We start from the raw sequence: 26670 nt of genomic DNA on the forward strand, positions 1-26670 counted from the left end.
GAACCTCCTCGGTGAGTAGCTCACCCCGAGCTACTCACCACCACCTGTTGCGTTCGCTTTAGGACGAGCGCAGCTGGGCTTCGAGCACCTCCTGCGCGAAGTCCCACAATGGGGTCTTGACCCCAGCCTTGGCGCCCATGCGTCGGATTGCTCCGACCTGGGCGTCAAGTTCGTTTGGTAGACCTTCTTTGATGTCGCGCTGCATGGAGGACGTGTTGTCCGGGTGCTGCTGGCGAGCAAACCCCATGGTCTGTTCCACCACATTGTCAGGCAGGTCCACGCCCATGCCGCGCCCAGCCGCTTCGACTTCCTGCATGAAGGCCTGTAGCTGGCCAGGAATCTCCTGGCAGAGGTAACCAATTGGTTTGTCCACCAAGGCGCCTAAGGCACCGGTGGCGGTAACAAACATGGCTTTCGACCAGACGTCGACAAGCGCGGCGTCGTGGAATTTGCTGGAGGCACCCGCCTCCTTGAGCGCGACCACCAGCTCCCTGCCTGTGCGACACAGTGACTCCGGTGCATCGGCACTCAGCGGACCGAAAGCCAGGGATAAGGGCCCCGGATTGCGCTTGATCTGAGCCGGCCCCAGACGGGTGGCATAGACGCGAGCAACACCAGCGAGGATGTTTTCCTCCCCGAATTCCTCGGCCGCTAAGTACGGAAACTCTACTGAGTTGTGGGTGGTCACCACCGGGATGCCCTGCAAAGCCTCGCGGTCTGCAGCGCTGCCAAAGGTCTCGTTTCCCGGCAGCACCTTCGACGCAATAATCGCCACGTCCAGCCCGCCCAGGAGCTCCTTGACCTGGGCAAAGGTACGCGCAGCCGGGACCTTAATGACCTCGGTGGTGGTGGGCTCTGCGTGGGCGTCGATCAGCGTCACGCCCGTCTCCCCCAGCACCCGCAAGGTCTCACCACGAGCGACGAAGGCGACGTCGTGGCCCGCTGCTTTCAGTTTTCCGCCAAAGTATCCGCCGATCGCGCCGGCTCCCAAAATGCCAATCTTCATGCCTCCAACCTAGCCGGTTGTAACGCATGCCACAGGCTTTTATCCACGCTGCTCCAGATTGCGGAAGCCAATGCCCAACGGCACGCCTGCGTTGTCGATGAGCCGCACGCCACCAATGGTGGCCGCGATAAAGAGGCGGGCATCACCCTCTGCGGGGGCCTCACCCAGGTCGCGCCCGCGCAGCTCGACGTATTCCGGCTCGACGCCTGCGGCAGTGAGAACCTCACGTGCCACGCGGACGACCTCTTCAGCCCCGGATTCCGCCGCGTACGCACCGGCGGTGAGTGCCGCTGACAAGGCGCTGGCTTGCTCGCGTGCTTCGGGTGCCACGTCAGCGTTGCGTAGGCTCATCACCACCCCATCCGGCATGCGCACCGAGGGCACGCCCTGCACACGCACCCCGATGTGAAGGTCCGTAAAAGCTTGTTGGGTAGCCACGAGCAGCTCGTAGTCCTTCTCCCCCATGAACACATCGCTGGGACCCAAAGCACAGGTCAGCGCCACAATGTGGGTCAACTCCGCGCTCACGTCTTCCATGCCGTGATCGGGCGCGAGGATCCGCGTGCGCTGGCTCTGCGTGCCATAGCGCCACACCACGTCGACGCCGTCGAGGGCGGTGATGTCAGCGTCGTCGTCAACGGCGACGACAACCACGCCTCCACGCACGCGCTGTGCCGCCTGCACGAGTGTCAGGTGCCCGGCGTGAATATCGCGGCCGAGTGGCACCAGCACTACGCGCTTGCCTGTCTTGCGGTAGGCACTGCCGACCATGCGGATGCGCTCGAAGTCCTCCACTAGGAGTTGCTCTGCCACGGCGCTTCCTTTCTAACTGCCCACAGTTCCAGTTCTTCAATCTTCTCCTGCTCGCCCACCATCCGGGCAACATCGCGGTAGTTGCGCGCCATGCCGAGCTCCACCGCGGCGGGATAGGCCGCGATGATGTCATCGGCGTCGAGGTCGAAGGAGCTGCCCATAAAATCTTCGATAATCCCCGCCTTTATCGACGCCCACGCGGTGAGTGCAGCGAGCATTTCCGCGTAGAACAGCCGCGCGGCTCGATCGGCACGTTGTGCCTCAGGCACCGTTTCTGCGGTCTGGTGAATCTCTGAAAGCAACAGACTAATGACGGTCTCCGCTACCTCATCGGGTGAGCTCACCGCGTAGGAGTCACCCATTGGCGCTGCGGCAATCGTCACGCAGCCCTGCGTCTCCAGCTCATCGAGCGCTTCCACACCGGCCAACAACGAGGTGTGGATGACGATCTGTCTCGGGCGCACGTGCGGGGCCACATCCCCCACAGCTGCCTCCAGCTCCCTCGCCGTCGCGGCGAGAATCAGCGCATCGAAGCGGTCCAGCTGGGCGGGGTCCTCAAGCTTCTCAATGGTGTGGCCAGCCATCTCCAGACGGAGGGCGAAGTGAATGCCGGCTCGGGAGTTACCCCACACCGCCACCCGCATGCGTGGTGCCTGCATCTACTTCTTGTCGTCCTTGTTCCGCTGTTCCTTCCCGCGCTTGCTGCGCGCCATGAGCTCAGCCACGGAGACCGCGCCCTCGCGCTTCTCATCACTGCGGCGGCGGCCGCGAGTGTCCTCTGCCCGCGCTGCCTGCTGCGCGCTGTCTGCCTCCGGCTTGCGGTGACGGTGGTGCGGCTGCGCGGAGCCAGCATCCTCCTTGACGTGCTGCGCACCTGCAGCACCCTGGTTCCACTGCACGGCTTGGAAGCTATCGGTCTTGAACTCCGGCTGCTGCTGCGCCGTCGTCTCAGACGACGGACCATCTGCTGCGCGCTTAACCGATTGAGCAGACTGCGCAGGCTTCGGCGTCTGCGTGACGTGGTCCGCTTGCACTGGCTTCGGCGTCTGTGCAGATCGCGTCGGTTGCGGCGTCTGCGTCGGCTGCGCGGGCTGGTCCTCTCGGCGCGGCTCGCCCATCGGGCGGAATGCCGGGGCCTGGCCCTGCGAGGAGCGCGGCTCGCCAAACGGTGCCGGTCGTGTTCCCTGCTCCTGCGAGCGCTGCGGCTGTTGCTGACCAGTTGGCTGCTCCGCCGGCTGCGGCTGTGGCTTACCGGCAGGCTTGGCCGCGGGCTTCTCCGCAATCAGGTTATCCAGCGGGTTGCTCACGGGATGGGTGGGCTGGGAGCCAAGGCGGCCCGCGACGGCGTCGGCAGTCGGGGCACCGCCAGACTTCTGGGTGAAGTTCACGGAGTTGGCATCGCCGCGCTCATCCACGCCTGCGCTGCCGGCCTTGCGCTCGAGCTCCTGAATGCGGCGAGCCTCCGCATACAGGGCTGCGGGTTCATAGACCCACTCGCGGCCCGAGATTTCCTCAATCTGGGAGCGGATGGCTTCCAGCTCAGAGCGGATTTCTGCGAGCACCTCGCTGTTATCCGCTGTGGATGCGCCGGAGGCGGTCAGCGCGGACGCAGCATGAGCGCGCTCCACCGCAAGTAGCTCCTTGGCCTCCTGCGCCTGGCGGCGGTAGCGCACCACGAGGAAGAAGCCGAGAACTGCTGCCCACAGTGCGGCAAGCAGCGCAATCTTGAGCGCATTGACCGAGCCCCAAATGAGCATGACCAGGCTGGCAATCACGGCCAGAATGACCAAGATAATGAGACCGATGGAACCGGCGTCCGTCTTCGACTCGGACCGGCTCTCAGGCTCAGAAGTCGGCGGCGTGGCCTGTGAAGGTGCCGGCTCGTGCGGGGACTCGGGGGCATTGTGCGGGCTCGTCATGACCACTAACTTACCGCTTGTGCCCCATCTGTTGGAGGTGGAACCTCGCAGTGTCGCTCCAACACCACGCCGGCTACACACATCGCTGCCCCACCCAGGGTGGAAGCAAGCACTCCGGCGAGGTCCCCGGAGGCGGCCACGAGCTCGCCGACGCGCGGCACGACGTACACGGCGATGCCGGCGTAGGCCCCGCCCACGATGGCGCCGGTCCATGCTGAGGCTTTGCCGACGAGCAGGAACTGCGCGATGGTCATGGGGTTGAGCTGCGAGTTGTCCAAACCGATTCCGTGCTCATCTTCCTTAGCACTGCGCACCTTGAGGGTAAGGACGCCGCACACCACCGCCATGGCCCACAGGGAAATCGATACCGTTGCTGGGATAGCCAGCATCGAGCCATAAAAGCGGGTGGTGAGGATAGCAGCCGCGGCGGCCACAAACAGGGCCGTTGCGACGAGCGCGCTTATCGACGTCCTCGTCATTACTCATTCACTTCCTTTACCGCCGCAACCTCCTCCTCGTCGAGGCCGGCGATGAGCTCGCGCACTGAGGTGCCGTTGAGCTCAGCATCTGGGTCCGCGGCCAACCACGGCACGAGCACGAAGGCGCGCTGGTGGGCATAAGGGTGCGGGAGGGTGAGCTCCGGATCATCGGAGGTCACGCCGTCTATCTGCACGATGTCCACGTCCAAAGTGCGCGGGCCCCAGTGCCGCACGCGGACACGCTCGGCAGCCTCCTCTAGCTTTTGCCCGCGGCGCAGCAGCTCCAGCGGAGTGCAGTCCACGTCCACGATGAGCACCGCATTGAGGAAATCTCCCTGGTCTGTCACTCCCCACGGTGGGGTGGCATAGACCGGAGAGGCGGCGATGGTCTCATCGGCAAACTCGTCGAAGACGGTCTGGAGGAGCGCGCGGCGGTCTTCCATATTGGAGCCGATGGACAGGACTGCGCGCATTAGCCTGCCATCCTCTTCCGAGAGCGGCGAGCCACCACGGCCACGTCGGCGAAGGTGCGTGGGATGGGTGCCTTCGGCTTGTGGATGGTCACCTCGATGGCGTGAAGAATCTCGAAGCGCTCCATTGCAGTCTCGGCGACCTCCGCGGCCACTGTCTCGATGAGATCGCGGGACGGGCCTTCGACGATGTCTGCGGTGACGTCGGCAAGCTCGGCGTAATTCACCGTACGGCTTAAGTCATCCTCGATTCCCGCGGTGTCTAGCCAACAGGTGACATCCACGATGAAGGGCTGCCCCGTCTTCTTCTCTTCCTCGAAGACACCGTGGTAGCCGAAGCATTCCAGGCCAGTAAGTTCGATACGATCCGCCATGTCTTAGGCCCTTCCCAAAGACGTCGAGACCACCGTGCCACCATCGGCACCGTTGGCGTAACTTCCGGAGGCATGCGCGCCGCCCGTATACGCCGCGCCTGAATTCCAAGCGGCGGCAACATCCACGGCATCGCGCGAGACGTCCACTTCGTGCACGCGCACGCCCCACGCGCCCATCTGTGCGGAGATTGCCGTGACGGCCGCGGTGGCCGGATCCGCGAGCAGCGGGCTGGACTCGGCCCCGCGGTCCTCCCGAATAGCCGCGAGGAAGCGCTTGCGGGAGGCCCCCACGAGCAGTGGGAATTCGCCCTGGAGGAACTCCGGCAGGGCCTTGAGAAGCGCCCAGTTATCCTGCGGGGACTTAGCAAAGCCTAGGCCGGGGTCGACCACGATGTTGTCGTGGCTGACGCCGGCGGTGAGGGCGGCGTCAACAAGCGCGGCGAGAGACTCGTGGACATCGCGCACTACATCGCCGCCGTGGTCCGCCACACCGGCCGCGCTGCCGAACTGAACGGTGCGCCAGTGCATAAGGCACACCGGAAGCCCCGTGGCAGCCATGGTGCGATACATGTCCGGGTCGGCAGCGCCACCGGAAACGTCATTAATCATGTCCACGCCGGCTTCGGCTGCCGCTGCGGCTACCGACGCCCGCATCGTATCCACCGAGGTCTTAATCCCCTCCTCGTGCAGCGCCTTGATGACGGGCACGACGCGGCTCTCTTCCTCCTCGGCAGCCACGCGCACCGCACCGGGGCGGGTGGACTCGCCGCCGACGTCAATCATGTCCGCGCCCGCGTCCACGAGGTGGTGGGCGTGTGCAAGGGCATCATCTACCTTGATCCAGCGCCCTCCGTCGGAGAAGGAATCCTCCGTGACATTGAGGATTCCCATGACCAACGTGCGGCCGGGGACGGTGAGGTTGCTGACTGCCATAGGGGTTAGCTCCTAATCAGGCTCATGACCTCCGCACGGGAGGCCGCGTTCTTCTTGAAACCGCCGCGCACCGCGGACGTCGTCGTAGTCGCGCCCGGTTTGCGGATGCCGCGCATGGCCATGCACAGGTGCTCGCACTCGATGACCACGATGACGGACTGGGCGTGGAGAACCTCCACCAGCGCATCGGCGATCTGGCTGGTCAGGCGTTCCTGCACCTGCGGACGCTTGGCGTACATATCCGCCAGGCGTGCCAGCTTGGACAAGCCGGTGACGTGTCCATCAGGGCCCGGGATGTAGCCGATGTGCGCCGTGCCATAGAAGGGCACGAGGTGGTGCTCGCACGTGGAGTAAATGGGGATATCGCGCACGAGGACGAGCTCTTGGTGCTCCTCGGCGAAGGTTTTGTGGAGGACCTCCGTGGGGTCTTCGTGCAGCCCGGCGAAGACCTCCGCATAGGCACGAGCCACGCGCGCTGGGGTCTCGCGCAGGCCCTCGCGGTCGGGGTCCTCGCCCACGGCGATGAGCAGCTCGCGCACGGCGGCTTCTGCGCGCTCATGATCGAATTCGCGCTGCGCCGGGATGTTATCGCTCATTGTTTTGGCCGTCCTTGTACGGGTTGTTGCGGTGGTCCTGCTCGCCCCAGCCGGGTGCGCCCCAGCCGTGGTTTCCATGACCGTCATGACTGCTGTGACTGTCATGGCTGTCCGGCTTGGCGTGGCGTCCACGGCGCTCTGCCTTACGCTGCGGATCCGGGGCATCCGTTACGCGCGGGATTTCCTGGGTCTCATCGTGGCTGAGGTCTCCCTGGGCGTTGCGCAGTTCCTGTTCCGGCACCTCCTGCTCGTGGCCGGTCGCATCGGTGACGGGCTTAGCTTCAGACTCACCGAAGAAGGTATTACCCTGGTCAGGGTCCACCACGTCACCGGCATGCTGTCCAAAGCTGAAGCCGATTTCTTGCTCAGTAGCGGTGGGCTCGGCCTGCCCCTTTTCCTGGGCGGCGAGGCGGCGCTCGCGGGCGGCCCGGGAGGCGTCGAGAAGCGTCATGCGCTTCGGCAGCTCCTCACCGCGCTCCTTGGCCAGTTCTACCGGGGTCTTCACCGGCTCGCGGTCGGCTTGGCGTGGGAAGCGGTCGTCCTCATTCGGGAAAACATCGAAGGCCTCGCGCGGCTCGATGCCCTCGAAGATGCCCTCGAGGTCCGGGCGGCGCAGGGTCTCCTTCTCCAGGAGCATCTCCGCCAGGGTGTCGAGGTAATCGCGGTGCTCAGACAAGATGTCATAAGCCTGCTGGTGCGCGCTGTTAAGGAGGTAGGCCATCTGCTCATCAATCTTGGCGGCAATGGCATCGGAGTACTCGATGCTCCCGCCGCCACCCATCTGGCTGAAGGGATCGCCCTGCTCCTTGCCGTACTTGACGGTGCCCAAATCCGGGGAGAAGCCGTACTCGGTAAGCATGGACCGCGCGATCTTGGTGGCATGCTCGATATCGGAGGACGCACCGGTGGTCGGTGCACCGAAGACCAGCTCCTCAGCGGCACGGCCGCCCATGGCAAAGACGAGGCGTGCGAAGAGTTCATCGCGGGTATACATGCCCTTGTCGTCTTCCTGCGCGGTCATGGCGTGGCCGCCGGTACGGCCGCGGGCCAGGATGGTGACCTTGTAGACGCGCTCAATGTCCTTGAGCGCCCACGCGGCCAGCGTGTGGCCGCCCTCGTGGTAGGCGGTGACCTTCTTTTCATGCTCGGAAATGATCTTGCCTTGGCGGCGCGGGCCGCCGACGACGCGGTCAGTGGCCTCTTCCAGTGCGTCATAGGTAATGACGTTGCCGCCGATGCGGGCGGTGAGCAGGGCGGCCTCGTTGAGCACGTTGGCCAGGTCGGCGCCGGACATGCCGGCGGTGCGCTTGGCCAGCTGTGCCACATCCACTTCCTTGGCCAGCGGCTTGTCCTTGGCATGCACGCGCAGAATCTGCTCGCGGCCGGCCAGGTCCGGGTTGGTGACCGGGATTTGACGGTCGAAGCGGCCCGGGCGTAGCAGCGCCGGGTCCAGGATGTCGGGACGGTTGGTCGCGGCGATGAGGATAACGCCCTCGCGGTCACCGAAGCCGTCCATCTCCACGAGGAGCTGGTTGAGGGTCTGCTCGCGCTCATCGTGGCCACCGCCGGTACCGGAGCCGCGCTGGCGGCCCACGGCATCAATCTCATCAACGAAGATGATGCACGGGCTATTTTCCTTGGCCTGCTTGAACAGGTCGCGCACGCGGGAGGCACCAACGCCGACGAACATCTCCACGAAGTCGGAGCCAGAAATGGAGTAGAAGGGCACACCGGCCTCGCCCGCGACCGCGCGGGCCAAAAGAGTCTTACCGGTACCCGGCGGGCCGTAGAGCAGCACGCCGCGCGGAATCTTCGCGCCGAGGGCATGGTAGCGCTCCGGATCATCGAGGAAGTCCTTGATTTCCTGCAGCTCATCCACTGCCTCGTCCGCACCGGCCACATCCGCGAAGGTGTTGGTCGGCATATCCTTGGTCAGCTCCTTGGCCTTGGAGCCGCCAATGCCAAACATGCCGCCAGCACCCTGCTGCATGCGCGACATCATCCAGAACAACAGCGCGAAGAGCAGCAGCATCGGCAGCAGGAAGCTAATCATCGAGCCGATGAAGGAATCCTGCGTGACCTTCGTCTGGTACTTCTCAGCACCAGAGTCCTTAACCGCGTTAAAGACCTGCTCGGAGGCGCGCGCCGGGTACTTGGCAATGACCTCCTCGATGCCCTCCTGCTCTTCCACCGTCACTGGCTTCTTGAGCTTGAGACGCAGTTGCTGCTCACGGTCGTCGATTTGCGCTTCCTCGACGTTCTTGGAGGTCAGCTGCTCCATGGCCACCGAGGTGTCCACCTGCTTGAAGCTGCGGGCATCGTTGGTAAAGAACGTGAATGCGTACAGCAGGATGAGGACCAGGCCCGCGATGGAGCCGTAGCGGATGATGTTCTTGTTTTTCATTAACTACCTTGCACAATTGCGGCTTGAAGCGCCGGACAAGAATAAAGATTAATCGTTGCTGTAGACCGCCGGATGCAGCGTGCCTACGTAGGGCAGGTCACGGTAGCGCTCGGCAAAGTCCAGGCCATAGCCCACAACAAACTCGTTAGGAATATCGAAGCCTACATCGAACAGGTCAAGCTCTGCCTTGACCACCTCTGGCTTGCGCAACAGGGTAACTACCTCGAGGGATCGTGGCTGGCGGCCCTGCAGGTTACGGATAAGCCACGACAGGGTCAGGCCGGAATCAATGATGTCCTCCACGATGACCACATCGCGGCCCTCAATGTCGCGGTCCAAGTCCTTAAGAATGCGCACCACACCCGAGGAGGAAGCGGAGTTTCCATACGAGGACACGGCCATGAACTCCAGCTGGGAAGGAATAGTCAGCTTGCGGGCAAAATCGGTGAGGAAGAACACCGCACCTTTAAGCACGCACACGAGGATGAGGTCGTCTTCTGCGTTGCGGTATTTCTCCGAGACGCGATCCGCCATCTCCTGGATGCGCTCCTGGAGGGCATCTTCGGCGACGAGGACGGCTTGGATGTCTGTGCCGTAAGGGTGGGCGGGGACGTCTGAATCATGATTGTCGTGCACGTGAGCGCTCCTTTGCTGACCGAGGCAATAGTGACAGTGTGCCACCAACCCTCAAGACTTCCAACCTTGTGCCCACCTTTTCGCCCCTCACCGCGACACCTCCTTGACCGTGCCACTGTGTGCACAGCTTATCCACGCCACGAATAGCTTCCCGCGTGACCTCCACTCCCTGCTCGCGCAGCCAGGCGGCTAGGGCGCGGCGGCGCTTCGGTTCCGGGAGCGCGGCTAGCTCGGCGCAGTCGGCGGTGGGTGGGGTGAGGAGGGAGGCGTCGTCAAGCGCGGCGTCGTGGGCTGCCTGGGCCAGGGCCGGGACGGGGTCACCGCCCACGATGTACGCCAGGCGCGGGAGGATGTCGCGACGCAGGGCCACGCGGCGGAAGGTGGTGTCAGCGTTGTGGGGGTCGTGCCAGGCGTCGACGCCCAGCTCCGCGCAGGCGGCCTCGGTCTGGGTACGGCGCACGCTCAGCAGCGGGCGCACCACGCGGGCGCCCTCCACCTCGGCGCGCTCGAGCATGCCAGAGATTTTCCCGCGCAGGGCGCCCAGCAGCAGTGTCTCGGCCTGGTCATCGGCGGTATGCGCCACGGCCACCTCACCCCAGGGTGCGAAGGCACGGTAGCGCGCGGTGCGGGCTTCGGCCTCAACAGAGCCCTGCTTGCCGACGTCCACCTGAATCACCTCCGCCCCCGCTCCCCACGCCCGAGCTTGGTCGGCTGCCCGGCGCGCCTGGTCGGCCGATCCCTCCTGCAAGCCATGATCGATACACAGGGCGGTGACGTCGTGTCCTTCGGCGACGAGCGCTGCCGTCAGCGCGAGGGAATCCGCGCCGCCGGACAGCCCCACCGCGATGGCGCGCGGCGTGTCCCCCACCACGGCGCGGGCGGCCACGCGGCAGGCCAGGAAGTTGGGGCTGTGCCGCGGCCAGAAGGGCTTCTTAGAAGTCATGGAGTGCGGCGGCCAGGGCGTCTTGGGCTTTGCGGGCGGACATGACCTCGCCGTCATTGACCAGAAAAGCGAAGGCGTAGACCCGACCGGACGTTCCCTGCGCGGTGCCGGCGAGAGCGGAGGTTTCGGTCAGGGTCCCGGTCTTGGCGCGGACGAAGCCGCGGGCCGGGGACTCTGGGTAGCGCTGGTAGAGGGTACCTTCGCCGCCGGCGAGCGGGAGGTAGCCCAGAAGCGGGCGGAGGTCCTCGCTGGCGACTGCTGTGTCCAAGATGTGGGCAAGTACACCGGCAGGGATGCGGTTATCGCGGGATAGGCCAGAACCGTCCTTGAGGGTGACACCGTTGACGTCGATGCCGTTGTTTGCCAAGACGTCGAGCGTTGCGTCCGCCGCTCCCTCGAAGCTGGCCTCGGCATTGTGATGGACGGCGAGTTCGCGGGCGATGGCTTCTGCCATGACATTGTCGGAGTCCTTCACTGCCTGCTGGGCGCGCAGGGCCAGTGGCTCGGACTCGCTGCTGGCGATGACCTCGGCGTCCTCGGGCGCGGCGGCCATGTCGGCTTTGTCCGTGCCCAGGCGCTGTGCGAGTGCGCGGGCAACGTCGAGCGCCGGCTCGTGGGAGCGAGGGACATCGCCCGTCTTCTCCCCCAAGCGGCCGCCATAAAGCATGGCTGGCTGAATGGGCGCGACGAAGCCGCCATCAATGTTGTCATCATCCCAACCGGGGGCTTGGTCAGGGCCTTGCCAAACTGAGGTATCGATGGCTACGCGCGTGACGGTGCTCACGTGCTCCTTAACTTGTTCCGCCAGCTCATCGAGGCGCTCGTCGTTAAGCCAGACGTCGCCCGCGGCTTTGATGACTACCTCGCCGTCCTGTGCCCCTCGGACGACCTCGGTGCTAAGGCGCGCATTTTCATCCAAGGCGAGGATAGCCGCCGCAACCGTCAGTACTTTGGTTGCTGAGGCCGGCGTCAGCGGCTTGGCTGGCTCTCGCTCCCACAGCACCTCGTGCGTCGTGGTATCGATGACCTGCGCGCCAAATGTTCCGAGGGCCTTGTCCTTGCCCAGTTCGTCCAACCTAGTCTTCAGTGCTGCGGCGTCGATATCGCCGGGCTCAACAGGCTGGACTAAGGTCGCGGGCGCGGCCTGCGCATACGGCTCGCCGTGGTCCAGATGATCGTAGGTGCGCTGGATCTTTACACCCAACGCGGCCGTCGCCGCCACGGCTCCCGCAGTGACGAGGGCCGCAGTACTCCACCAGACATGCTTCGCTTTCATCGCCCTTTAGAGTAGCGCGGTAGACTAAGCGGAGCACATGCCAACCTATTAGTTATGGAGGAATCAGCTGTGAGCGTTGAAGTAACCATCGAGATCCCGAAGGGCTCCCGCAACAAGTACGAGGTGGACCACGAGTCCGGCAAGGTTTACCTGGACCGCTACCTGTTCACCCCGATGGCTTACCCGGCTGACTACGGCTTCATCGACCACACCCTCGGCGAGGACGGCGACCCGCTCGACGCACTCGTCATCCTCCCGGAGCCGGTCTTCCCGGGCGTTGTCGTGGAAGCTCGCATCCTCGGTGTGTTCAAGATGACCGATGAGGCCGGCGGCGACGACAAGCTGCTCGCTGTCATCGATGACCCGCGCTGGGAGCGTTACCAGGACATCAACGATGTGGAACAGCACATCAAGGACGAGATCGAGCACTTCTTCGTCCACTACAAGGACCTGGAGCCGAACAAGGAAGTTACCGGCTCCGGCTGGGGCGACAAGGCTGAGGCAGAGAAGATTCTCGAAGAGGCTATCGCCCGCTTCAAGTAAGCCGCGTTTCTGGGGACGTTTCGATCAAATAGGGCCCAAAATCCGGGGGTTTGAGAGGCCTTAGTTGATCGAAACGTCCTTTTTCTTTGTCGCCGCGACAACTCCTCGTTCGTGACGTACGATTCGATCAAATAGGGGGCCGAAAACAGCGGTTTCTGGGGGCTTAATTGTTAGAAACGTACTCATCGGGGGCACATGGAGATTTTCGAGGGACGCGGGGGCACTCGCCGCGCGGCTAAGGGGCAAGCCATCAAGATCTGTCACGGTCTGTATTTGTCTGCGGTGCCAACGCCGCGCCAACTCGCTGAAGTCGTCTCGCGGCGTTGGCCAGACTCAGCCTTGGACGGCTACTCCGCCGCCCAGCAGTATCTTGGCCAAGAACTGACTTTTCCGCTTCAGTTCCTGCGCGCAGGAACGATGGCATCAAGCACGTATTTTCGTAGCCGGCGGGCGCGGCCCAAAGCCTTGGGCAGCATGAACGGGGTAAACGTATGCAGTCCGTTGCAGTGCATTGAGTCCATGGCACACGAAGACGCTGTGGCTTTCATCGAGGCTTTCTTCGCCGGGGCACATGGGCCTGCGCGCATCGAGACCGAGCAGTTGGATTTTCGCCGACTTTCCAAGCACACGCGTGAGGTGCTGGAGAAGGCCATCGTGGGAGCGGACAGTAAGCCGGAGCGCGACCTGACGCGCGGTCTTGAGCCGCACGTTAAGGTGCGCAACAACCTAAAGATTGGCCCCTACCGCTGGGACCTAGTGCTGGAGGAGCACAAGGTGGCCATCGAGGTGGACGGTTACGCCTATCACAAAGGCGAGAACCGGCAGCGCTTCGAAATCGACCGCCAGAAGCTTAACGACGCCGTCCAGCGCGGCTACCAGCCCCTTCACTTCACCGCCGCCACGATTGAGCACCATCTCGACGTGGCCGTCCAGCAGGTTCTCGCGGTAATAAAAGGGCGGGGCAGTTTCGTGGCCCCGCCGTGGACATGGCACCACTATTGGCGCTGGGAGCGCGAGCGATGCGGCTAGGAAACCGCAGCGTGCTTAGGAGCCACAGCGGGAAGCGAGCCAAGAGTCGAGCTCGGATTCCGGGGCATCGGGAGCGATGGGGTCTTCGGCGAATTCCTCACCGGTGCGGGCCTTATCCTTGGCGGTGGTGAGCATGAGGGAGCGGCCATCCGGGTAGTCAATGACCATGTTGGCGGAGGCGTAGCCGGCGGTCGGCTCGCCGAAGGTGCGCACGTTGTCGAGGCCACGGAAAGCCAGGAGGGTGGCTTCGGCGGAGGAGGCGGTGTTGTCGTCAGTAAGCACGGCGACGGGAATGTTCAGCTTGCCGCCGGACGTGGTGGTGGGGGTGCCACCGCCGGTGACGGAGTTGCCGTCTATGACAACGTCCGTGGTCCCCATGCGGCTGACGAAGGAGAGCGCGGGGCCATCCGGCAGCAACGGGCTGAGCCCCGCGTACATGGGCCCCATGTCACCACCGTCATTGCCGCGTAGATCGACCACTGCGGCACAGGCCTCCGGGTGGGCGGTCAACCCCGTTGCCAGGGTGTCCGCGTAGGCCTGGCCGTCATCGTGGCGGCCGATGGACGGGACGGTGGCGCGCAGGACACCGTCGTCGTAGTTGACGACGGGGGCGGTCTTCTCAATCTCCTTCTCCGACTCCGTACTAAAGACCTTGGAATGCTTACCGCCGGCGGCGTCGATGGCGGCATCGAGGAGCCCCGCGTTGGTCGGATCCTCCTCAAAGGCCTCACGGGCGCGCTGGAATTTATCGCTGTCGCCGTAGATGCCGGTAAGCGCCGCGGTATCCACCATCGCGGTGTTGATGCGCTTTTCGCTGGCGTTGAAGAGGAATACGGGTTTGCCCGCAAACGCCCCGCCATAGGAGGGGCCGAAGAAGTACACGGCCGCGACCACGGCGATGAGAGCAACGACGAACAGGCCACCGAAGATTTTCAGTACCGTTTTCATTCTTTTCGCCGTCCCGTGCGCAACACGTAACCGCGGAGAGGCTCCACAATCACGATGGCAAGGAGCGTAACCAGCCAGCCCACTGCCAAGAAGCCGAAGGCCATGAGCAGGCGGGCGAGTACATTGACGTCGCTTGACTCGACGCTGGAGAAGAACATCAGCGAGGCAATCCCGCCGCCAAAGAGGAAGCCGAAGAAACTCAATCCCACGACGGGCCCCATGACCGCAAGCGCGCCGGACCGGAACTGGAAGCCACGCGGCACGCCCATGAGATCCAGGGAGCGGATGAGCTCCTTGTCCTCAAAAATGCCGGAGACCTGCCCCAGGATGATGGACATGGTGGTCAGCGTGAAGCCAAAGATGAGGGTCAACACGACACCGGTGGAGATGTCTTTGAACACCACGTTCGTTCCGGGGTCTTCCTTGAGCGACAGAGCCAGGGCATCGGAGCCCAAGGGCGCGGTAACGAGGAATCCCGCCAAGTAGCCGAAGAAGCCGATGGCAGCACTCCGCCTCCACGCGGGGCGCGCATTACCCGCCACGCGCTGGCAGGCCACGAAGTGCGCGGTACCCGGGAAGAGGGACAAGATGTGCGCGCCGAGCTGCAGGATGAAGGGAGCGATGAGGTTGATGCTCATCAGCATGCCGAACATAACCACGATGACCATAGCGGTGGGCGGGCCCGCCTTGCCGAAGAGGAAAGCCCCGCCGACCGCCACGATGACAAGGAAGACGATGGCGCGCCACCAGCGGTAAGCCGCGGGCATCTGACGCTTAGCCACGCCCAGCGGGCTCACCCGCACCCGGCGCATGCCGACGAGTGCTGCACCGATGGCCAGCAGAAAGAGCACGCCGGCCACGGCCAGATAACCCCACCAGGGCAGCAGAATCTCAGGCAAAGAAATGGAGCGCATCTGGAAGTCCAGCTGGGTGAAGACCGGCGCGATGAGCTGGCTGATCAGCCCGCCGAGCACGATGCCAATGATGGCTTGCAGGCCCGTCTCCACGATGGCCATGCGCTCCACCTGGCGGGAGCTCAATCCCAACAGGCGCAGGGTGGCCAGGCGCTGCTCCCTGCCTGAGGCGCCGAGGACAGCGGCTTGGGCTGTGAGGTTAAACAGCGCCGGAAGAATGAAGGCGCAGGCCAACAGGGCCAGAGCAAACCACGAATACAGGAAGAACTCAATCTCGTTGCCGAAGGGCTCCTTGAGAGCCGGGGCGGCGTCCTCGACGTGCTGGGCGCGTTCCCAGAACATCCAGGTGCCACCCGCAACCAGGAAGGCGATGGCGGAACCAATGGTCAGGCTCACAATCGCCAGCACCGAGACAATTCCAGTACCGGAGCGCGCGCGTATCGATTCGCGCTGCAGGTCAAAGACCAAGGTTGCGGTGTTCATCGAATCACCCCAAGGCGGCGGTCGTCGTGGATGATGCCATCGCGAATCTCCACGCGGCGCTGCATCCAGTCGGCCACCTTCGGGTCGTGCGTGACCATGACCAGGCTCGCACCCGACTGGCGCACGATGGTGGTGAGCATCTGCATGACCTCATGGCCGGTGGACTGATCCAGCGCACCGGTGGGCTCATCGGCAAAGACCACGCCCGGATTGGCCACCAGCGCACGCGCAATGGTCACGCGCTGCGCCTGGCCGCCGGAAACCTGTGCCGGGCGGCGCTCCGCCAGTCCGCCCAGGCCCAGCTGGTCCAACAGCTCCAGTGCTCGCTTGCGGGCGGCACTCCGCCCCATACCGTTGAGCATTGCGGGCAGCGCCACGTTGTCGACGTTGCTCAGCTCCGGCAGGAGCTGACCATCCTGGAAGACGAAGCCGAAGTTGCGCAGGCGGGTGCGGGAGCGGGGGGCGTCGCCAAGCGCGGAGAGCTCCTCGTCCCCGTAGCGCACGCTACCGTGCGTGGGGGTGAGCACGCCGGACATGCAGTGCAGCAGCGTGGACTTGCCGGAGCCAGACGGCCCCATGACCGCCACGAGCTCGCCCGGTTCAATGTCGAGGGAGATTCCGGCGAGCACCGGACCGCCGCCGAAATCCTTGGTGATGTCTGTCAGGGAAAGTGTCTGTGCCATGTCTCTCATTTCACCGTCTCGGGCCCTCATAAAGAACAGTCCTAGCGTTGCTCTTTAAGGTAGTGCCAGCACTACCCCTGCCGCAGGGGCGGGCCACTATGCTGGGCCTGTGTTCCGAAGAAAGCCCCAGCCCACCAACCATGAGCAGCAGCAGGCGCAGAAGATTGCGCAGCTTACGGCCTCGCGCCGCGCCATCGCGGACGCCTATGAGGTGGAGCGCGCCCGCATCGAGCGCGACCTGCACGACGGCGCGCAGCAATACCTCGTCGCCGCGAGCATGAAGTTGGGGGAGGCTCTTCTCGACGCCCCTTCCGACCTCGCCGAGCTGCTTACCGCCGCCAAACAGGACGTGGACCGCGGCCTCAAGTCCTTGCGCGCCACGGTGCACGGCATCCACCCGCAGGTGCTGCAGGATCACGGTTTGGTGGCCGCGCTTGCCGACGTCTCCTCCTCCCACGGCCCCCACGTCAGCGTCTTCGCCCCGCATCCTTTGCCCAAGCTTTCCGCCTCCGTGCTGGCCTGCGGCTACTTCTTCGGCACGGAGGCTTTGACCAACGCGGCCAAGCACGCGCCCGGCGCGCCAGTCTCCGTCTTAGTGACCGCGGATGCCTCCTTAAAGATCACCGTGGTGGATGAGGGCCCGGGTGGCGCGCGGGTTGTACAAGGTCACGGCTTGGCGGGGATGGCCGAGCGCCTCGCCGCCTTTGGCGGGGAGATGACGCTGAGCTCTCCCCCGGGCGGGCCCACGAGGCTGGCATGCTCGATTCCACTTCTTCTCGATCGCGGACAGTCAGGAGTTTAAGAAATGAGTTTGAGAATCGTGGTGGCGGATGACTCCGCCATTCTGCGCGAGGGCCTCGCCGGCCTTCTGGAGCGCCGCGGGCATTCAATTGTGGGCCAGGCGGATTCTGCTCCAGCTTTGGAGGCCGTGGTGGATAAGCTGCGCGATGAGCTTCCGGACATCGTCATCACGGACGTGCGCATGCCGCCAGGTATGGGCGATGATGGTTTGAAAGCCGCCGTGAACTTGAGAAATGCATATCCGGGCTTACCCGTCATGGTGCTCTCCCAGTATGTGGCCCCCGCATATGCGGTGGAGCTCTTCGACTCCCCCGATGCCGGCACCGGCTATCTTCTGAAGGACCGCGTCTCCGAGGTACGGGACTTCCTCTCCAGCCTGGACGTGGTGGCCCAGGGCGGCACCGTCATCGACCCCACCGTGGCGCAGGCGTTAATGAGCTCCGGGCGCAGCGGTCTGGGCGAGCTCACCCCGCGCGAGCGCGAGGTCCTCGAGTTGATGTCCCGCGGCAAATCCAACAAGGACATCGCCGCTGATCTGGTTCTTTCTTCCGCCGCGGTGGCCAAGCACGTCTCCAATATCTTCACCAAGCTGCGTTTGGACCCCAGCGAAGACAACCGCCGCGTCAAAGCGATTTTGGAGTACCTCTCAGCGCACCGCTAAAGCCCGCCTGCATACTTTCACCCCGTCGCGCACTCCACCCTGCCTACGCCCATGGCAAAACTCCGCCCTGCATACGCTCACGGCAAATAAGGCCCAAATTTTCGCAATTTTTCGCCCTTATCTACCGTGAACGACATCAAACTGCCGCAAGACACCTCACACAAAGAACCGGTGCCACATCCACGGCGGGTCCAAATACCGCTTTGTCCCTTGTGCCACCCCACGCACCTGCTCCACCACCTTGTCTAGGTGATGCTCAATCGTGGTCGCGGTGAAGTGGAGCGGCGTGTAACCGCGATGTACGGCGTCATTCAGCTTCTGGCGGTCAAGCTCGAATTGGCGGCGGTTCTCCCCTCGGTGATAGGCGTAGCCGTCGACTTCGATGGCAATCTTGTACTCCTCTAAAAGGAGATCCCACCGATAGGGCCCAATTTTGGCGTTGTTGCGCACCCTAAAGTAGGGCTCCAAGGCACGGGTGAGTGCCCGCTCAGGCACGCTATCCGCACCGATCACCGCTTTCTCCAACACGCGCCGAGTGTGCTGCGAGAACCGCCGAAAATCCATCGAGAGCAACTTCAACCGCCCTTCGGCGTCCCTGCCCGCAAGGAACTTTTCAAGGAACATCACCGCATGTCGTTCTTCCATGGCTTCCACCGCCTGCAGTGGATTGCAGACGTTTATCCCGTCATAGGGGAATACACCCTTGGGGCGGGCGCGGCGACAGACATAAAAGCGGGTGTCTTCCAGGCCTTTTTCGCGTATGAGCTGCAGCGGAAACCCAGGTTTCCGCTCAAGAAGCACCATCGCCGCGGAATATCCGTCCAACGCACTGTCTGGCCAATGCCGGCTGAGCACTTGCGCTAGCTCATATGCGGTTGGTTCACGTGGCAGATATAGCCCCCGCGTTATTTTGATCGCCTCACCTTTTGCCGCTGCCGCCGAGCCAGCACGGCCGACAATCTCCTCCATATAATCCCCTCCGATTGGAAGCCCCACCCCCATACTGCTCACAGTAAAGTGCCCCCACCAGCCCCGCAACCGCACCCACGTAAGCTGGGGCGCATGCAGAACGTACAACCGACCGAAGTACCCGACAACGCCCAGCTTATCGACGTCCGCGAGGACTTTGAGTGGAACACCGAGCACGCCCAAGGTGCGACTCACATCCCCATGGGCGAGCTCGTGGAACGACTCGACGAGATTGACCCCGACCGCGATATCTACGTCATCTGCCATGCAGGCGGGCGCAGCATGCAAGTCTGCCAGTACCTCGAACATGCAAAGGGCTGGGATGTCATCAACGTCGACGGCGGCACGGACGCGTGGAAAGCTCAAGGCTGCCCGATGGTTTACCCGAACTAGTGGGACGCGACCCATGATTTAGGTTTGCTACGGTAGGCACGCTAGAATCATCGGCATGTCTTCATCAAATTCTGTATCGATTCCCACCGCGCTGCTGGAGTCCCCCTCCTTCCAGCTGGAGCGCCTCCGCCGCCGCACCCGCGAAGGCGTCGAGGCTGCACTGCAGACTCAGCAGACCACCCTGCGCGAGTACTGGGTTCTTACCTGCCTCGTAGAAGAGGCCGCGTCTTCCCAGTCCGCGCTGTCGGAAACCCTGGCTATCGATGCCTCCGATATGGTGCGCCTGCTCGATTCGCTAGAGTCTCGCAATTGGGTCAAGCGCGAGCGCGACGCCAAGGACCGCCGCCGCCAGATCATTGCCTCCACCAAGAAGGGCACGAAGGCCCACAAGGAGCTCGCGGTGCTCGTCGCCCAGGCGGAGGACGCTGCCTTGGACGAATCCACCAACAAGCAGCTCAAGCACCTGCGCAAGCTGGCCACGGCCATCATTGCTGCGGATGCGTCCAACGACGCCGAAGGTGGTGATGCTTAAATGACAGACTCTGACACTAATCACGGTCGCCACGCGCTCAAGACCGAAACCGCGAAGGTCCCCGAACAGTATCTCCTGGGCTCCCTAGCCCCGCCTGAGCGCACCTTGTGGGACATCGTGCGCACCACTGCGGAGCAGTACCCGGATGCTGCGGCCCTCGACGATGGTGAGATCCTCACCTACGCCGAGCTGCTTGCCGACGTCTCCGCATGGGCCTCCGAGCTCCACGCTAACGGCGTGCGCCGCGGCGACCGCATCGGTATCCGTATGACCTCCGGCAAGCGCGAGCTCTACCTCGCCATCCTGGCCACCTTGGCCGCCGGTGCCGCGTATGTTCCAGTCGACGCCGACGACCCGGACGAGCGCGCCGAGATGGTCTTCGGCGAGGCCGACATCGACGGTGTCTTCAGCGACGAGGGCTTCCGCATGCTGCGGGAGGTTGATGCTTCCCGCAGCGGCGATGAAAATGGTACGCCGTTCGAGGAGCCGCGCCCGGAGGACACCGCGTGGATCATCTTTACCTCCGGCTCGACGGGCAAACCGAAGGGCGTAGCCGTCAGCCACCGCTCCGCGGCCGCCTTCGTTGATGCTGAGGCTGCCCTCTTCTTGGCCGATAGCCCGCATGGCCCGCTCGGCCCGGATGACCGCGTGCTGGCTGGTTTGTCTGTGGCCTTCGACGCCTCCTGTGAAGAAATGTGGCTAGCCTGGGGACATGGTGCCTGCCTAGTCCCGGCACCGCGTTCCCTCGTGCGCTCCGGTATGGACTTGGGCCCCTGGCTCATTCGCCGCGACATCACGGTGGTGTCCACCGTGCCGACCTTGGCCGGCCTCTGGCCTGCCGAGGCCCTGGATAATATCCGCCTCCTCATCGTCGGCGGCGAAGCCTGCTCCCAGGAGCTCACAGACCGCCTGGCCACCGAAGACCGCGAGATGTGGAACACCTACGGCCCTACCGAGGCCACCGTCGTGGCCTGCGCGCAGCACATGCAGCCGGGCAAACCGGTATCGATTGGTTTGCCACTGAATGGTTGGGACCTGGTGGTCGTCGATAAGCAGGGCGACCCCGTCGCCATCGGCGAGGTGGGTGAACTCGTCATTGGTGGTGTGGGCCTGGCTGCCTACCTGGACCCGGTGAAGGACGCGGAGAAGTACGCGCCGCTGGAGTCCATGGGTTGGGAGCGCGCCTACCGCACTGGTGACCACGTGCGCCTGGAAGAGGACGGTCTGTACTTTGTGGGCCGCGTCGATGACCAGGTCAAGATTGGTGGCCGCCGCATCGAACTTGGTGAGGTCGAGGCCAACGTGGCGGCGCTGCCAAACGTGTATAACTCTGCCGTGGCCGTGCAGAAGACTCCGGGCGGCGAGTCGGTGCTCGTTGGCTACGTCTCATTGGATAACCCAGATGCCGGTTTCGACCACGAGGCAGCACATGCCCGCCTGGCGGAATCCATGCCTGCAGCACTCGTCCCGCGCATTTGTGTCATGGATGAGCTGCCTATTCGTACCTCCGGCAAGGTGGACAAGAAGGCGCTGCCGTGGCCGCTGCCGGGAGTGGGCGTGGAGGCTGACGGCCTTAACCCGACCGAGCAGTGGCTGGCGGAGCTGTGGGTGGACACCCTGGGCGTATCTGTGGAAGACGTCAACGCCGACTTCTTCTCCCTGGGTGGCACCTCTTTGGCCGCCGCCACGCTGGTGGGCCGCATTCGCGAGCGCTTCCCCACCGTGGCCGTACGCGACCTCTACGACCACCCGCGTCTGGGTTCGCTCGCAGAGCAGCTGGCTGGTGCCGAGTCCGTCGAGGACGCCGGGCCTGCCCGCGAAGTCAAGCCCGTGGGCGCGGGCACGCGCATTGCGCAAACACTCATCCAGATCCCCGTCATGACGCTGGCTGCCACGACGTGGCTGGCCTGGCTGCTGTTGGGCTCCAACGTGGCGAACCTGCTCGGCGTGGAGTGGGCCATGACCACGCCATGGTGGCTGGTTGCCGTACTCCTCGTGGTCTTCGTCACCCCGGTGGGCCGCATCCCCATCGGCGGCTTTGGTGCACGGCTTATCACCGCCGGTATCAAGCCCGGCGAGTATCCGCGCGGCGGCTCGACACACCTGCGGATTTGGGCGGCGGAGCGATGGGCAAACGCCTCCGGCTCGCGTTCCATTGCGGGCGCGACCTGGGTCAACAACTATGCCCGCGCGCTTGGCGTCAAGATTGGTCGCGGCGTGGACCTGCACTCCCTGCCGCCGGTCACGGGCTTGCTTACCTTGGGCAAGCATGCCGCCATCGAGCCGGAGGTCGATCTGTCCGGCTACTGGCTGGACGGCGATATCCTGCGCGTCGGCGCGATTGAAGTGAAGGAAGGCGCTCGTGTGGGCGCACGCTCGACGCTGCTTCCGGGCACCGTCGTGGGCAAGGATGCGCACGTGGAGGCTGGCTCCACCGTGACGGGACGCAAGAAGATCAAGGACGGCCAGCGCTGGTCCGGCTCGCCTGCCAAGAAGGTGGGGCGAACCAAGCACCGCTTCCCGTCCCATGCCCCGAAGCGCCGCCCGTGGTGGGTCGCCATCTATGGCGCGACCTCCATCCTGCTAGCCCTTCAGCCCATTGTGGCGCTGGCCGTAGGCGCGGCGGTCGTCGTTGGCCTCATTGCGCTTACCGACGGCTCCCCCTTCATCGGTTCCCTCTTCTTCGCACCGCTCGGCGCCCTCGCTGCGTTTGCCACCTACATGCTTCAAACCTGGCTCGGTGTGCGCGTGCTATCACTTGGCCTCAAGCCAGGTGTGGCACCAGTGCGTTCCTTCAAGGGCTGGCGTCTGTGGGCCATCGAGCGTCTCATGGATGAGGCTCGCACACAGCTCTTCCCCATCTATGCCTCCCAGCTCACCCCGGCCTGGCTGCGCTCCCTGGGTGCCACGATTGGCAAGGATGTGGAGATTTCCACGGCTGTCATGGTCCCTAAGCTCACTGAGGTCAAGGACGGCGCGTTCTTGGCGGATGACACCATGATTGGTGGCTACGAGCTCGGCGGCGGCTGGATGCTCACGGGTGAAACCAAGGTGGGCAAGCGCTCCTTTGTGGGCAACTCTGGTATTACGGGTCCGGGCCGCAAGCTGTCGAAGAATTCGCTGGTTGCGGTGCTCTCCTCGACGCCGAAGAAGACCAAATCTGGTGCCAACTGGTGGGGCTCCCCGCCGGAGCGTATGCGCCGCGTCGAAGCCCACGTGGACGGTGTGGAGGGCGAATCCCTCACCTACAACCCGGGCTTCGGTGTCAAGGCCGCCCGTGGTGCGATTGAGACGATGCGCCTGCTTGCGCCGATGACCTCGGCCATGCTGCTGGCTGGCACGCTGTCTGCTCTCTACGCGCTTGCCGACACCTTCGGAATCGCCGCCGCCTGGGCAGCTAGCGGACTCGTCCTCATGGTGGCCGGTGCCATCGCGATGACGATTACCGTGGCCGTGAAGTGGATCTGCGTGGGCACGCAGGCCCCGGGCGATCATCCGTTGTGGTCCGCCTTCGTGTGGCTCAACGAGCTGCAGGACACCTTCGTGGAGGCCGTCGCGGCGCCATGGTTCTTCACGCACACTTATGGTGCGGGCGAAATCAATCAGGGCTTGCGCGCCCTAGGCGTCAAGATTGGCCACGGCGCGTGGATTGATTCCTACTGGTTCCCGGAGACCGACCTGTGCTCCGTCGGCACCGGCGCCTCTGTGGGCCCTGGCACCGTGGTGCAGACGCACCTGTTCCAGGACCGCGTCATGAGCCTCGATACCGTGACCATCAGCGATGGCGCAACGTTGGCCTCCCACTCGGTGGCGTTGCCGGCGTCCGTCATTGGCTCCACCGCCACGGTGGGCCCTGGCTCCCTCGTTATGCGCGGCGACCAAGTCCCGCGCAACTCCGAGTGGCAGGGCAACCCGATTGAACCGTGGAAGAAATAAGGATTAGTTAACGAGCAAAGTCAACGACATCAATAATCTCATTGGCTTTGAAATCCCAGGCCTCCACGCGGACGCGGTCAGAGAACACCTTGACCCGCAGTCCGCTGGAGGCCTCTTCCTTTTCTTTGACAATCTTTTCGTCATGATCGCCATCCGGCAGGTACTCATTGAGGATTGCGCCGGTGTTGACCACAGGGAATCCGGTGCGCCCGGCCTCGCCGGTGCCATCGTAGCGGCGCGTACCCCACCAGTTGTTCTGGCGAAGGGAAGAATGGCTGTGGCTGCTGAACCACACGATGTTGGTGTGCTTGTTGACTACGTTGGACAGGGCTTCAAGGTCCTCAAAGTCATTCTGGTACCACGCCGAATGGGACATCGACACCGTCTCAGGCAACAGCGGGTGGCTAAAGACGAGCGCCGGAGTTCCCTTCGCATCCCAATAGTTCAAACGCTCATCGAGCCAATCCAACTGTTCCTGGCCCAGCCGCTGGAACGGTTCTTTTCCGCCGCGGTCAACGTCGGAATAGTATTCCGTGTTGACAGAAATGAGTGGAACGCCGTCGACCACAATCTCGTTCCACGGCTTGTCCTGGCCTGCATAGGTAAGGAAGCGCTTCAGATACGTTTCTGAGCCTTCCGGACCGTACATCTCGTGGTTGCCAATAGTCCACAGCTGCGTTCCCGCAGCATGCGGCGCTTCCTTCTGTGCCTGCAAGAACGTGTCCCACTGCTCTTGGGAACCGTCATCCACAAGGTCACCGTTGATGACCAACGCCCCGGCTTTATCTTCCATAGCGTTGAGCTGCCCAATGGCGTCCTTGTAGTCTTCAGGATCCCCTTGGACATCGGACAGCACATCGACGACGGCCTGCGGCTTGCCGGAAACTTCAGGCAAGCGCTTGGCGACGCCCACATTATCCACCGCCCACCACCAATCATCGTTGCCGTTGGCATAGGTAAACGTGACCTGCATGGACTGCGCGCCCGCTGGGACCTCAATAGGCAGCGACTCATGCTTGGAAAAGACATCGTGGTCAAACGTTGCGATAGTCTGCGGTGCGGCTCCATCGAAGGACACCTGCACTGTGGCGTTCTGCCCCTCTTTTCCTTGGCGGTAATGATGGTCAAACTCGAGGTTGATATCACCTTGACCCGCCACAGGAATGCTTGGGGAGACCAACTGCGCGGTCATGGCATCTGTGTCATTAAGGCGCTGCTGCTTGCTATCGATGATGACTAGATTGTCGTGGGCTTGGGTAAACCAATGGCGCATGTCGGTCCCAGCAGCCCACGTCCAGTCCCTCATCGTTGACGCAGTCCATCCCTTCCACCGAGCTTCGCCAGAGTTCACACCGTCGACAGAAGTCGTCCATCCCTCCGGCATGCGGTGCGTAAAGTGGGCGGGATTATCCAGATCATCAAAGCTCTCGTGCCAGATGACCCGGTTGTCCGCTGGTGTCAGAGGAGTCTCAGTCTCCTCCGAGCCCCCTGGAGTGACATCTTCCGGCTTCTTGGAGCTGCTCGAGGAATTCCAGTTAAAGAGTGAGGACGAAAAGCTAGATGACGAGGACAGGGGGCTAAAGGATGACTGGGCGGACGCTACCGGCGATACTGTGCACAGGCCTGCGACGGCGAGCGCAGCAGGTGCAAGAAGGTGATATTTCATAATGAAATGAATATCTTGCCTGAGCAACGGCAGGGTAACACTGACATGAATTTTTTAAGCTATTCTCACACCTACTCATTTCTCTGCCGAGATCGACAAAGAGGCGGCAGGTATTCCTGCCGCCTCTCTTTCATTCCTGACTCGCGCTACTGAGCGGTCAATACGCGGTGACTAGTCACCAATCTGGTCGCGGCCGCGCTTCACAATCTTGTCATCGACTTGACCCACCAGCTCGTGATCCTTGTTGGTGTACTCGAACTTGGAGAGCACGTAGCGCATAGCGTTGATGCGGGCGCGCTTCTTGTCATTCGACTTGATGGTGATCCACGGGGACTCATCAGTATCCGTGTAGCGGAACTGCTCTTCCTTCGCGCGGGTGTAGTCATCCCACTTGTCTAGGGAGGCAAGGTCCATTGGGGACAGCTTCCACTGGCGTACCGGGTCAATCTGACGAATAGCGAAACGGGTGCGCTGCTCCTTGCGGGTTACAGAGAACCACAGCTTGGTCAAGGAGATGCCGGAACCAAGAAGCATGTTCTCCAGCATTGGAACTTCGCGGAGGAACTCTGCGTGCTGGGACTCGGTGCAGAAGCCCATGACGCGCTCAACGCCGGAGCGGTTGTACCAGGAGCGGTCGAAGAAGACGATTTCGCCGCCGGACGGGAAGTGCTGAATGTAGCGCTGGAAGTACCACGAGGTGGACTCACGCGGGGAGGGCTTCTCCAGTGCTACGGTGCGGGCACCACGCGGATTAAGGTGCTCGTTGAAGCGCTTGATGGTGCCGCCCTTACCGGCAGCGTCGCGACCCTCAAAGATAATGATGTGGCGCTGACCAGTTTCCTTGGTCCAGTTCTGCCACTTCAGCAGCTCGATCTGCAGGGCGCGCTTAATCGTCTCATACTCGTCGCGCGTCATGCGCTCCTCGTACGGGTAGTTCTCACGCCAGGTCTCAACAGGCGAGCCATCCGGCATGATCAGCGCAGGATCGTCTTCATCAGAGTCATCAACGACGTAGCCGTCGGTCTGTGCGAGGTCGATCTCGGGGAGTTCGTCGTCTTTAATGTCAGCCATGCCCATAATTCTATCTATGAACCAGACATCTGGCTGAGTAAACCTTTCCCGGCGACCCCATTTACCCCCACTCCCGAAACAACAGCGCCATCAGCTTCGCCTCGCCCGGCGTATCCCACCGCAACAAGTACGCTTCTGACAAATAGTGCCCCGGAAACTCGAATGTGCAGGGCCTTAATTGATCGATCCGTA

26 protein-coding genes are annotated in these 26670 nt (G+C 63.3%); 7 read left to right on the top strand and 19 right to left on the bottom strand.

The window, feature by feature from the left end; all coding sequences use genetic code 11:
- Nucleotides 1–58 precede the first annotated feature (58 nt).
- The 13 genes from QP922_RS07400 to dacB are packed head-to-tail and all read right to left on the bottom strand — an operon-like array spanning nt 59 to nt 11849.
- On the bottom strand, nt 59–1006 hold the full coding sequence (locus tag QP922_RS07400; RefSeq protein ID WP_284808665.1) for a 2-dehydropantoate 2-reductase: 948 nt from the start codon (nt 1004–1006) through the stop codon (nt 59–61).
- A 39-nt stretch (nt 1007–1045) separates the two neighbouring features.
- Nucleotides 1046–1777 (bottom strand): pantoate--beta-alanine ligase, encoded by a 732-nt coding sequence (locus tag QP922_RS07405; RefSeq protein WP_284808719.1) that lies wholly within the window; start codon nt 1775–1777, stop codon nt 1046–1048.
- A 23-nt stretch (nt 1778–1800) separates the two neighbouring features.
- Nucleotides 1801–2478 carry a Rossmann-fold NAD(P)-binding domain-containing protein gene (locus QP922_RS07410; RefSeq protein ID WP_284808666.1) on the bottom strand — a complete coding sequence of 226 codons (678 nt, stop codon included), beginning with the start codon at nt 2476–2478 and terminating at the stop codon, nt 1801–1803.
- Nucleotides 2479–3738 carry a DUF6779 domain-containing protein gene (locus QP922_RS07415; RefSeq protein ID WP_284808668.1) on the bottom strand — a complete coding sequence of 420 codons (1260 nt, stop codon included), beginning with the start codon at nt 3736–3738 and terminating at the stop codon, nt 2479–2481.
- A gap of 5 nt (nt 3739–3743) precedes the next feature.
- The gene (locus tag QP922_RS07420; protein WP_284808669.1) at nt 3744–4217 is read right to left on the bottom strand and encodes a DUF3180 domain-containing protein; all 474 of its coding nucleotides are present in this window, start codon (nt 4215–4217) and stop codon (nt 3744–3746) included.
- The gene (gene folK, locus QP922_RS07425) at nt 4217–4690 is read right to left on the bottom strand and encodes a 2-amino-4-hydroxy-6-hydroxymethyldihydropteridine diphosphokinase (protein ID WP_115023645.1); all 474 of its coding nucleotides are present in this window, start codon (nt 4688–4690) and stop codon (nt 4217–4219) included. Before folK ends, QP922_RS07420 begins: the two co-directional genes overlap by 1 nt.
- On the bottom strand, nt 4690–5061 hold the full coding sequence (gene folB, locus QP922_RS07430; RefSeq protein ID WP_284808671.1) for a dihydroneopterin aldolase: 372 nt from the start codon (nt 5059–5061) through the stop codon (nt 4690–4692). The genes folK and folB overlap by 1 nt, the downstream gene beginning before the upstream one ends.
- A gap of 3 nt (nt 5062–5064) precedes the next feature.
- The gene (gene folP, locus QP922_RS07435) at nt 5065–5994 is read right to left on the bottom strand and encodes a dihydropteroate synthase (RefSeq protein WP_284808672.1); all 930 of its coding nucleotides are present in this window, start codon (nt 5992–5994) and stop codon (nt 5065–5067) included.
- 5 nt (nt 5995–5999) lie between these two features.
- Nucleotides 6000–6590: a GTP cyclohydrolase I FolE gene (gene folE / locus QP922_RS07440; protein WP_039676634.1), complete on the bottom strand. Its 591-nt coding sequence runs from the start codon at nt 6588–6590 to the stop codon at nt 6000–6002.
- Nucleotides 6580–8994, bottom strand: a complete 2415-nt coding sequence (gene ftsH, locus QP922_RS07445; RefSeq protein WP_070670527.1) for an ATP-dependent zinc metalloprotease FtsH — start codon at nt 8992–8994, stop codon at nt 6580–6582. Before ftsH ends, folE begins: the two co-directional genes overlap by 11 nt.
- Nucleotides 8995–9042: 48 nt before the next feature.
- Nucleotides 9043–9630, bottom strand: coding sequence for a hypoxanthine phosphoribosyltransferase (gene hpt, locus QP922_RS07450; RefSeq protein ID WP_039676638.1), 588 nt, complete (start codon nt 9628–9630; stop codon nt 9043–9045).
- Nucleotides 9614–10573, bottom strand: coding sequence for a tRNA lysidine(34) synthetase TilS (gene tilS / locus QP922_RS07455; RefSeq protein WP_284808673.1), 960 nt, complete (start codon nt 10571–10573; stop codon nt 9614–9616). The genes hpt and tilS overlap by 17 nt, the downstream gene beginning before the upstream one ends.
- Nucleotides 10563–11849, bottom strand: a complete 1287-nt coding sequence (gene dacB / locus QP922_RS07460; RefSeq protein ID WP_284808674.1) for a D-alanyl-D-alanine carboxypeptidase/D-alanyl-D-alanine endopeptidase — start codon at nt 11847–11849, stop codon at nt 10563–10565. Before dacB ends, tilS begins: the two co-directional genes overlap by 11 nt.
- Nucleotides 11850–11918: 69 nt before the next feature.
- On the opposite strand from dacB, the gene QP922_RS07465 reads away from it, so the two are divergent.
- Nucleotides 11919–12392 (top strand): inorganic diphosphatase, encoded by a 474-nt coding sequence (locus QP922_RS07465; RefSeq protein WP_284808675.1) that lies wholly within the window; start codon nt 11919–11921, stop codon nt 12390–12392.
- 195 nt (nt 12393–12587) lie between these two features.
- Nucleotides 12588–13421, top strand: a complete 834-nt coding sequence (locus QP922_RS07470; RefSeq protein ID WP_070670519.1) for an endonuclease domain-containing protein — start codon at nt 12588–12590, stop codon at nt 13419–13421.
- A gap of 15 nt (nt 13422–13436) precedes the next feature.
- Here the strand turns inward: QP922_RS07470 and QP922_RS07475 are convergent, their stop codons facing one another.
- The 3 genes from QP922_RS07475 to QP922_RS07485 are packed head-to-tail and all read right to left on the bottom strand — an operon-like array spanning nt 13437 to nt 16449.
- The gene (locus tag QP922_RS07475) at nt 13437–14369 is read right to left on the bottom strand and encodes a S41 family peptidase (protein ID WP_284808678.1); all 933 of its coding nucleotides are present in this window, start codon (nt 14367–14369) and stop codon (nt 13437–13439) included.
- Entirely contained in the window at nt 14366–15766 is a 1401-nt protein-coding gene (locus tag QP922_RS07480) for an FtsX-like permease family protein (RefSeq protein WP_042532379.1), read from the bottom strand. Before QP922_RS07480 ends, QP922_RS07475 begins: the two co-directional genes overlap by 4 nt.
- Nucleotides 15763–16449 (bottom strand): ABC transporter ATP-binding protein, encoded by a 687-nt coding sequence (locus QP922_RS07485; protein WP_284808680.1) that lies wholly within the window; start codon nt 16447–16449, stop codon nt 15763–15765. Before QP922_RS07485 ends, QP922_RS07480 begins: the two co-directional genes overlap by 4 nt.
- A gap of 109 nt (nt 16450–16558) precedes the next feature.
- On the opposite strand from QP922_RS07485, the gene QP922_RS07490 reads away from it, so the two are divergent.
- Both QP922_RS07490 and QP922_RS07495 read left to right on the top strand, forming a co-directional pair.
- The gene (locus tag QP922_RS07490) at nt 16559–17251 is read left to right on the top strand and encodes a sensor histidine kinase (protein ID WP_284808682.1); all 693 of its coding nucleotides are present in this window, start codon (nt 16559–16561) and stop codon (nt 17249–17251) included.
- A gap of 3 nt (nt 17252–17254) precedes the next feature.
- The gene (locus tag QP922_RS07495) at nt 17255–17911 is read left to right on the top strand and encodes a LuxR C-terminal-related transcriptional regulator (RefSeq protein ID WP_284808683.1); all 657 of its coding nucleotides are present in this window, start codon (nt 17255–17257) and stop codon (nt 17909–17911) included.
- Nucleotides 17912–18067: 156 nt separating this feature from the next.
- Here QP922_RS07495 and QP922_RS07500 read toward each other — a convergent pair whose 3' ends face one another.
- Nucleotides 18068–18880: an endonuclease domain-containing protein gene (locus tag QP922_RS07500; protein ID WP_070670513.1), complete on the bottom strand. Its 813-nt coding sequence runs from the start codon at nt 18878–18880 to the stop codon at nt 18068–18070.
- Nucleotides 18881–18973: 93 nt separating this feature from the next.
- Between QP922_RS07500 and QP922_RS07505 the strand changes: the two genes are divergently transcribed.
- The 3 genes from QP922_RS07505 to QP922_RS07515 are packed head-to-tail and all read left to right on the top strand — an operon-like array spanning nt 18974 to nt 23741.
- Nucleotides 18974–19273 carry a rhodanese-like domain-containing protein gene (locus tag QP922_RS07505; protein ID WP_284808684.1) on the top strand — a complete coding sequence of 100 codons (300 nt, stop codon included), beginning with the start codon at nt 18974–18976 and terminating at the stop codon, nt 19271–19273.
- A 55-nt stretch (nt 19274–19328) separates the two neighbouring features.
- Nucleotides 19329–19805 (top strand): MarR family winged helix-turn-helix transcriptional regulator, encoded by a 477-nt coding sequence (locus QP922_RS07510; protein WP_070670503.1) that lies wholly within the window; start codon nt 19329–19331, stop codon nt 19803–19805.
- Entirely contained in the window at nt 19806–23741 is a 3936-nt protein-coding gene (locus tag QP922_RS07515; RefSeq protein WP_284808686.1) for a Pls/PosA family non-ribosomal peptide synthetase, read from the top strand. It abuts the gene before it with no gap.
- Between the two features lie 7 nt (nt 23742–23748).
- On the opposite strand, the gene QP922_RS07520 is transcribed toward QP922_RS07515, so the two are convergent.
- Both QP922_RS07520 and ppk2 read right to left on the bottom strand, forming a co-directional pair.
- Nucleotides 23749–25407, bottom strand: a complete 1659-nt coding sequence (locus QP922_RS07520; RefSeq protein ID WP_284808687.1) for a metallophosphoesterase family protein — start codon at nt 25405–25407, stop codon at nt 23749–23751.
- Between the two features lie 171 nt (nt 25408–25578).
- Nucleotides 25579–26478: a polyphosphate kinase 2 gene (gene ppk2, locus QP922_RS07525; RefSeq protein ID WP_115023687.1), complete on the bottom strand. Its 900-nt coding sequence runs from the start codon at nt 26476–26478 to the stop codon at nt 25579–25581.
- Nucleotides 26479–26670 lie beyond the last annotated feature (192 nt).

The organism is Corynebacterium sp. MSK218 (genome assembly GCF_030232655.1).
GTDB lineage: Bacteria > Actinomycetota > Actinomycetes > Mycobacteriales > Mycobacteriaceae > Corynebacterium.

Excerpts from the sequence above, each read along its gene's own strand:
- QP922_RS07400 (WP_284808665.1), bottom strand. The coding sequence starts at position 1,006 with ATGAAGATTGGCATTTTGGGAGCCGGCGCGATCGGCGGATACTTTGGC.
- QP922_RS07405 (WP_284808719.1), bottom strand. The coding sequence starts at position 1,777 with ATGGTCGGCAGTGCCTACCGCAAGACAGGCAAGCGCGTAGTGCTGGTG.
- QP922_RS07410 (WP_284808666.1), bottom strand. The coding sequence starts at position 2,478 with ATGCAGGCACCACGCATGCGGGTGGCGGTGTGGGGTAACTCCCGAGCC.
- QP922_RS07415 (WP_284808668.1), bottom strand. The coding sequence starts at position 3,738 with ATGACGAGCCCGCACAATGCCCCCGAGTCCCCGCACGAGCCGGCACCT.
- QP922_RS07420 (WP_284808669.1), bottom strand. The coding sequence starts at position 4,217 with ATGACGAGGACGTCGATAAGCGCGCTCGTCGCAACGGCCCTGTTTGTG.
- folK (WP_115023645.1), bottom strand. The coding sequence starts at position 4,690 with ATGCGCGCAGTCCTGTCCATCGGCTCCAATATGGAAGACCGCCGCGCG.
- folB (WP_284808671.1), bottom strand. The coding sequence starts at position 5,061 with ATGGCGGATCGTATCGAACTTACTGGCCTGGAATGCTTCGGCTACCAC.
- folP (WP_284808672.1), bottom strand. The coding sequence starts at position 5,994 with ATGGCAGTCAGCAACCTCACCGTCCCCGGCCGCACGTTGGTCATGGGA.
- folE (WP_039676634.1), bottom strand. The coding sequence starts at position 6,590 with ATGAGCGATAACATCCCGGCGCAGCGCGAATTCGATCATGAGCGCGCA.
- ftsH (WP_070670527.1), bottom strand. The coding sequence starts at position 8,994 with ATGAAAAACAAGAACATCATCCGCTACGGCTCCATCGCGGGCCTGGTC.
- tilS (WP_284808673.1), bottom strand. The coding sequence starts at position 10,573 with ATGACTTCTAAGAAGCCCTTCTGGCCGCGGCACAGCCCCAACTTCCTG.
- dacB (WP_284808674.1), bottom strand. The coding sequence starts at position 11,849 with ATGAAAGCGAAGCATGTCTGGTGGAGTACTGCGGCCCTCGTCACTGCG.
- QP922_RS07470 (WP_070670519.1), top strand. The coding sequence starts at position 12,588 with ATGGAGATTTTCGAGGGACGCGGGGGCACTCGCCGCGCGGCTAAGGGG.
- QP922_RS07475 (WP_284808678.1), bottom strand. The coding sequence starts at position 14,369 with ATGAAAACGGTACTGAAAATCTTCGGTGGCCTGTTCGTCGTTGCTCTC.
- QP922_RS07480 (WP_042532379.1), bottom strand. The coding sequence starts at position 15,766 with ATGAACACCGCAACCTTGGTCTTTGACCTGCAGCGCGAATCGATACGC.
- QP922_RS07485 (WP_284808680.1), bottom strand. The coding sequence starts at position 16,449 with ATGGCACAGACACTTTCCCTGACAGACATCACCAAGGATTTCGGCGGC.
- QP922_RS07495 (WP_284808683.1), top strand. The coding sequence starts at position 17,255 with ATGAGTTTGAGAATCGTGGTGGCGGATGACTCCGCCATTCTGCGCGAG.
- QP922_RS07500 (WP_070670513.1), bottom strand. The coding sequence starts at position 18,880 with ATGGAGGAGATTGTCGGCCGTGCTGGCTCGGCGGCAGCGGCAAAAGGT.
- QP922_RS07505 (WP_284808684.1), top strand. The coding sequence starts at position 18,974 with ATGCAGAACGTACAACCGACCGAAGTACCCGACAACGCCCAGCTTATC.
- QP922_RS07510 (WP_070670503.1), top strand. The coding sequence starts at position 19,329 with ATGTCTTCATCAAATTCTGTATCGATTCCCACCGCGCTGCTGGAGTCC.
- QP922_RS07515 (WP_284808686.1), top strand. The coding sequence starts at position 19,806 with ATGACAGACTCTGACACTAATCACGGTCGCCACGCGCTCAAGACCGAA.
- QP922_RS07520 (WP_284808687.1), bottom strand. The coding sequence starts at position 25,407 with ATGAAATATCACCTTCTTGCACCTGCTGCGCTCGCCGTCGCAGGCCTG.
- ppk2 (WP_115023687.1), bottom strand. The coding sequence starts at position 26,478 with ATGGCTGACATTAAAGACGACGAACTCCCCGAGATCGACCTCGCACAG.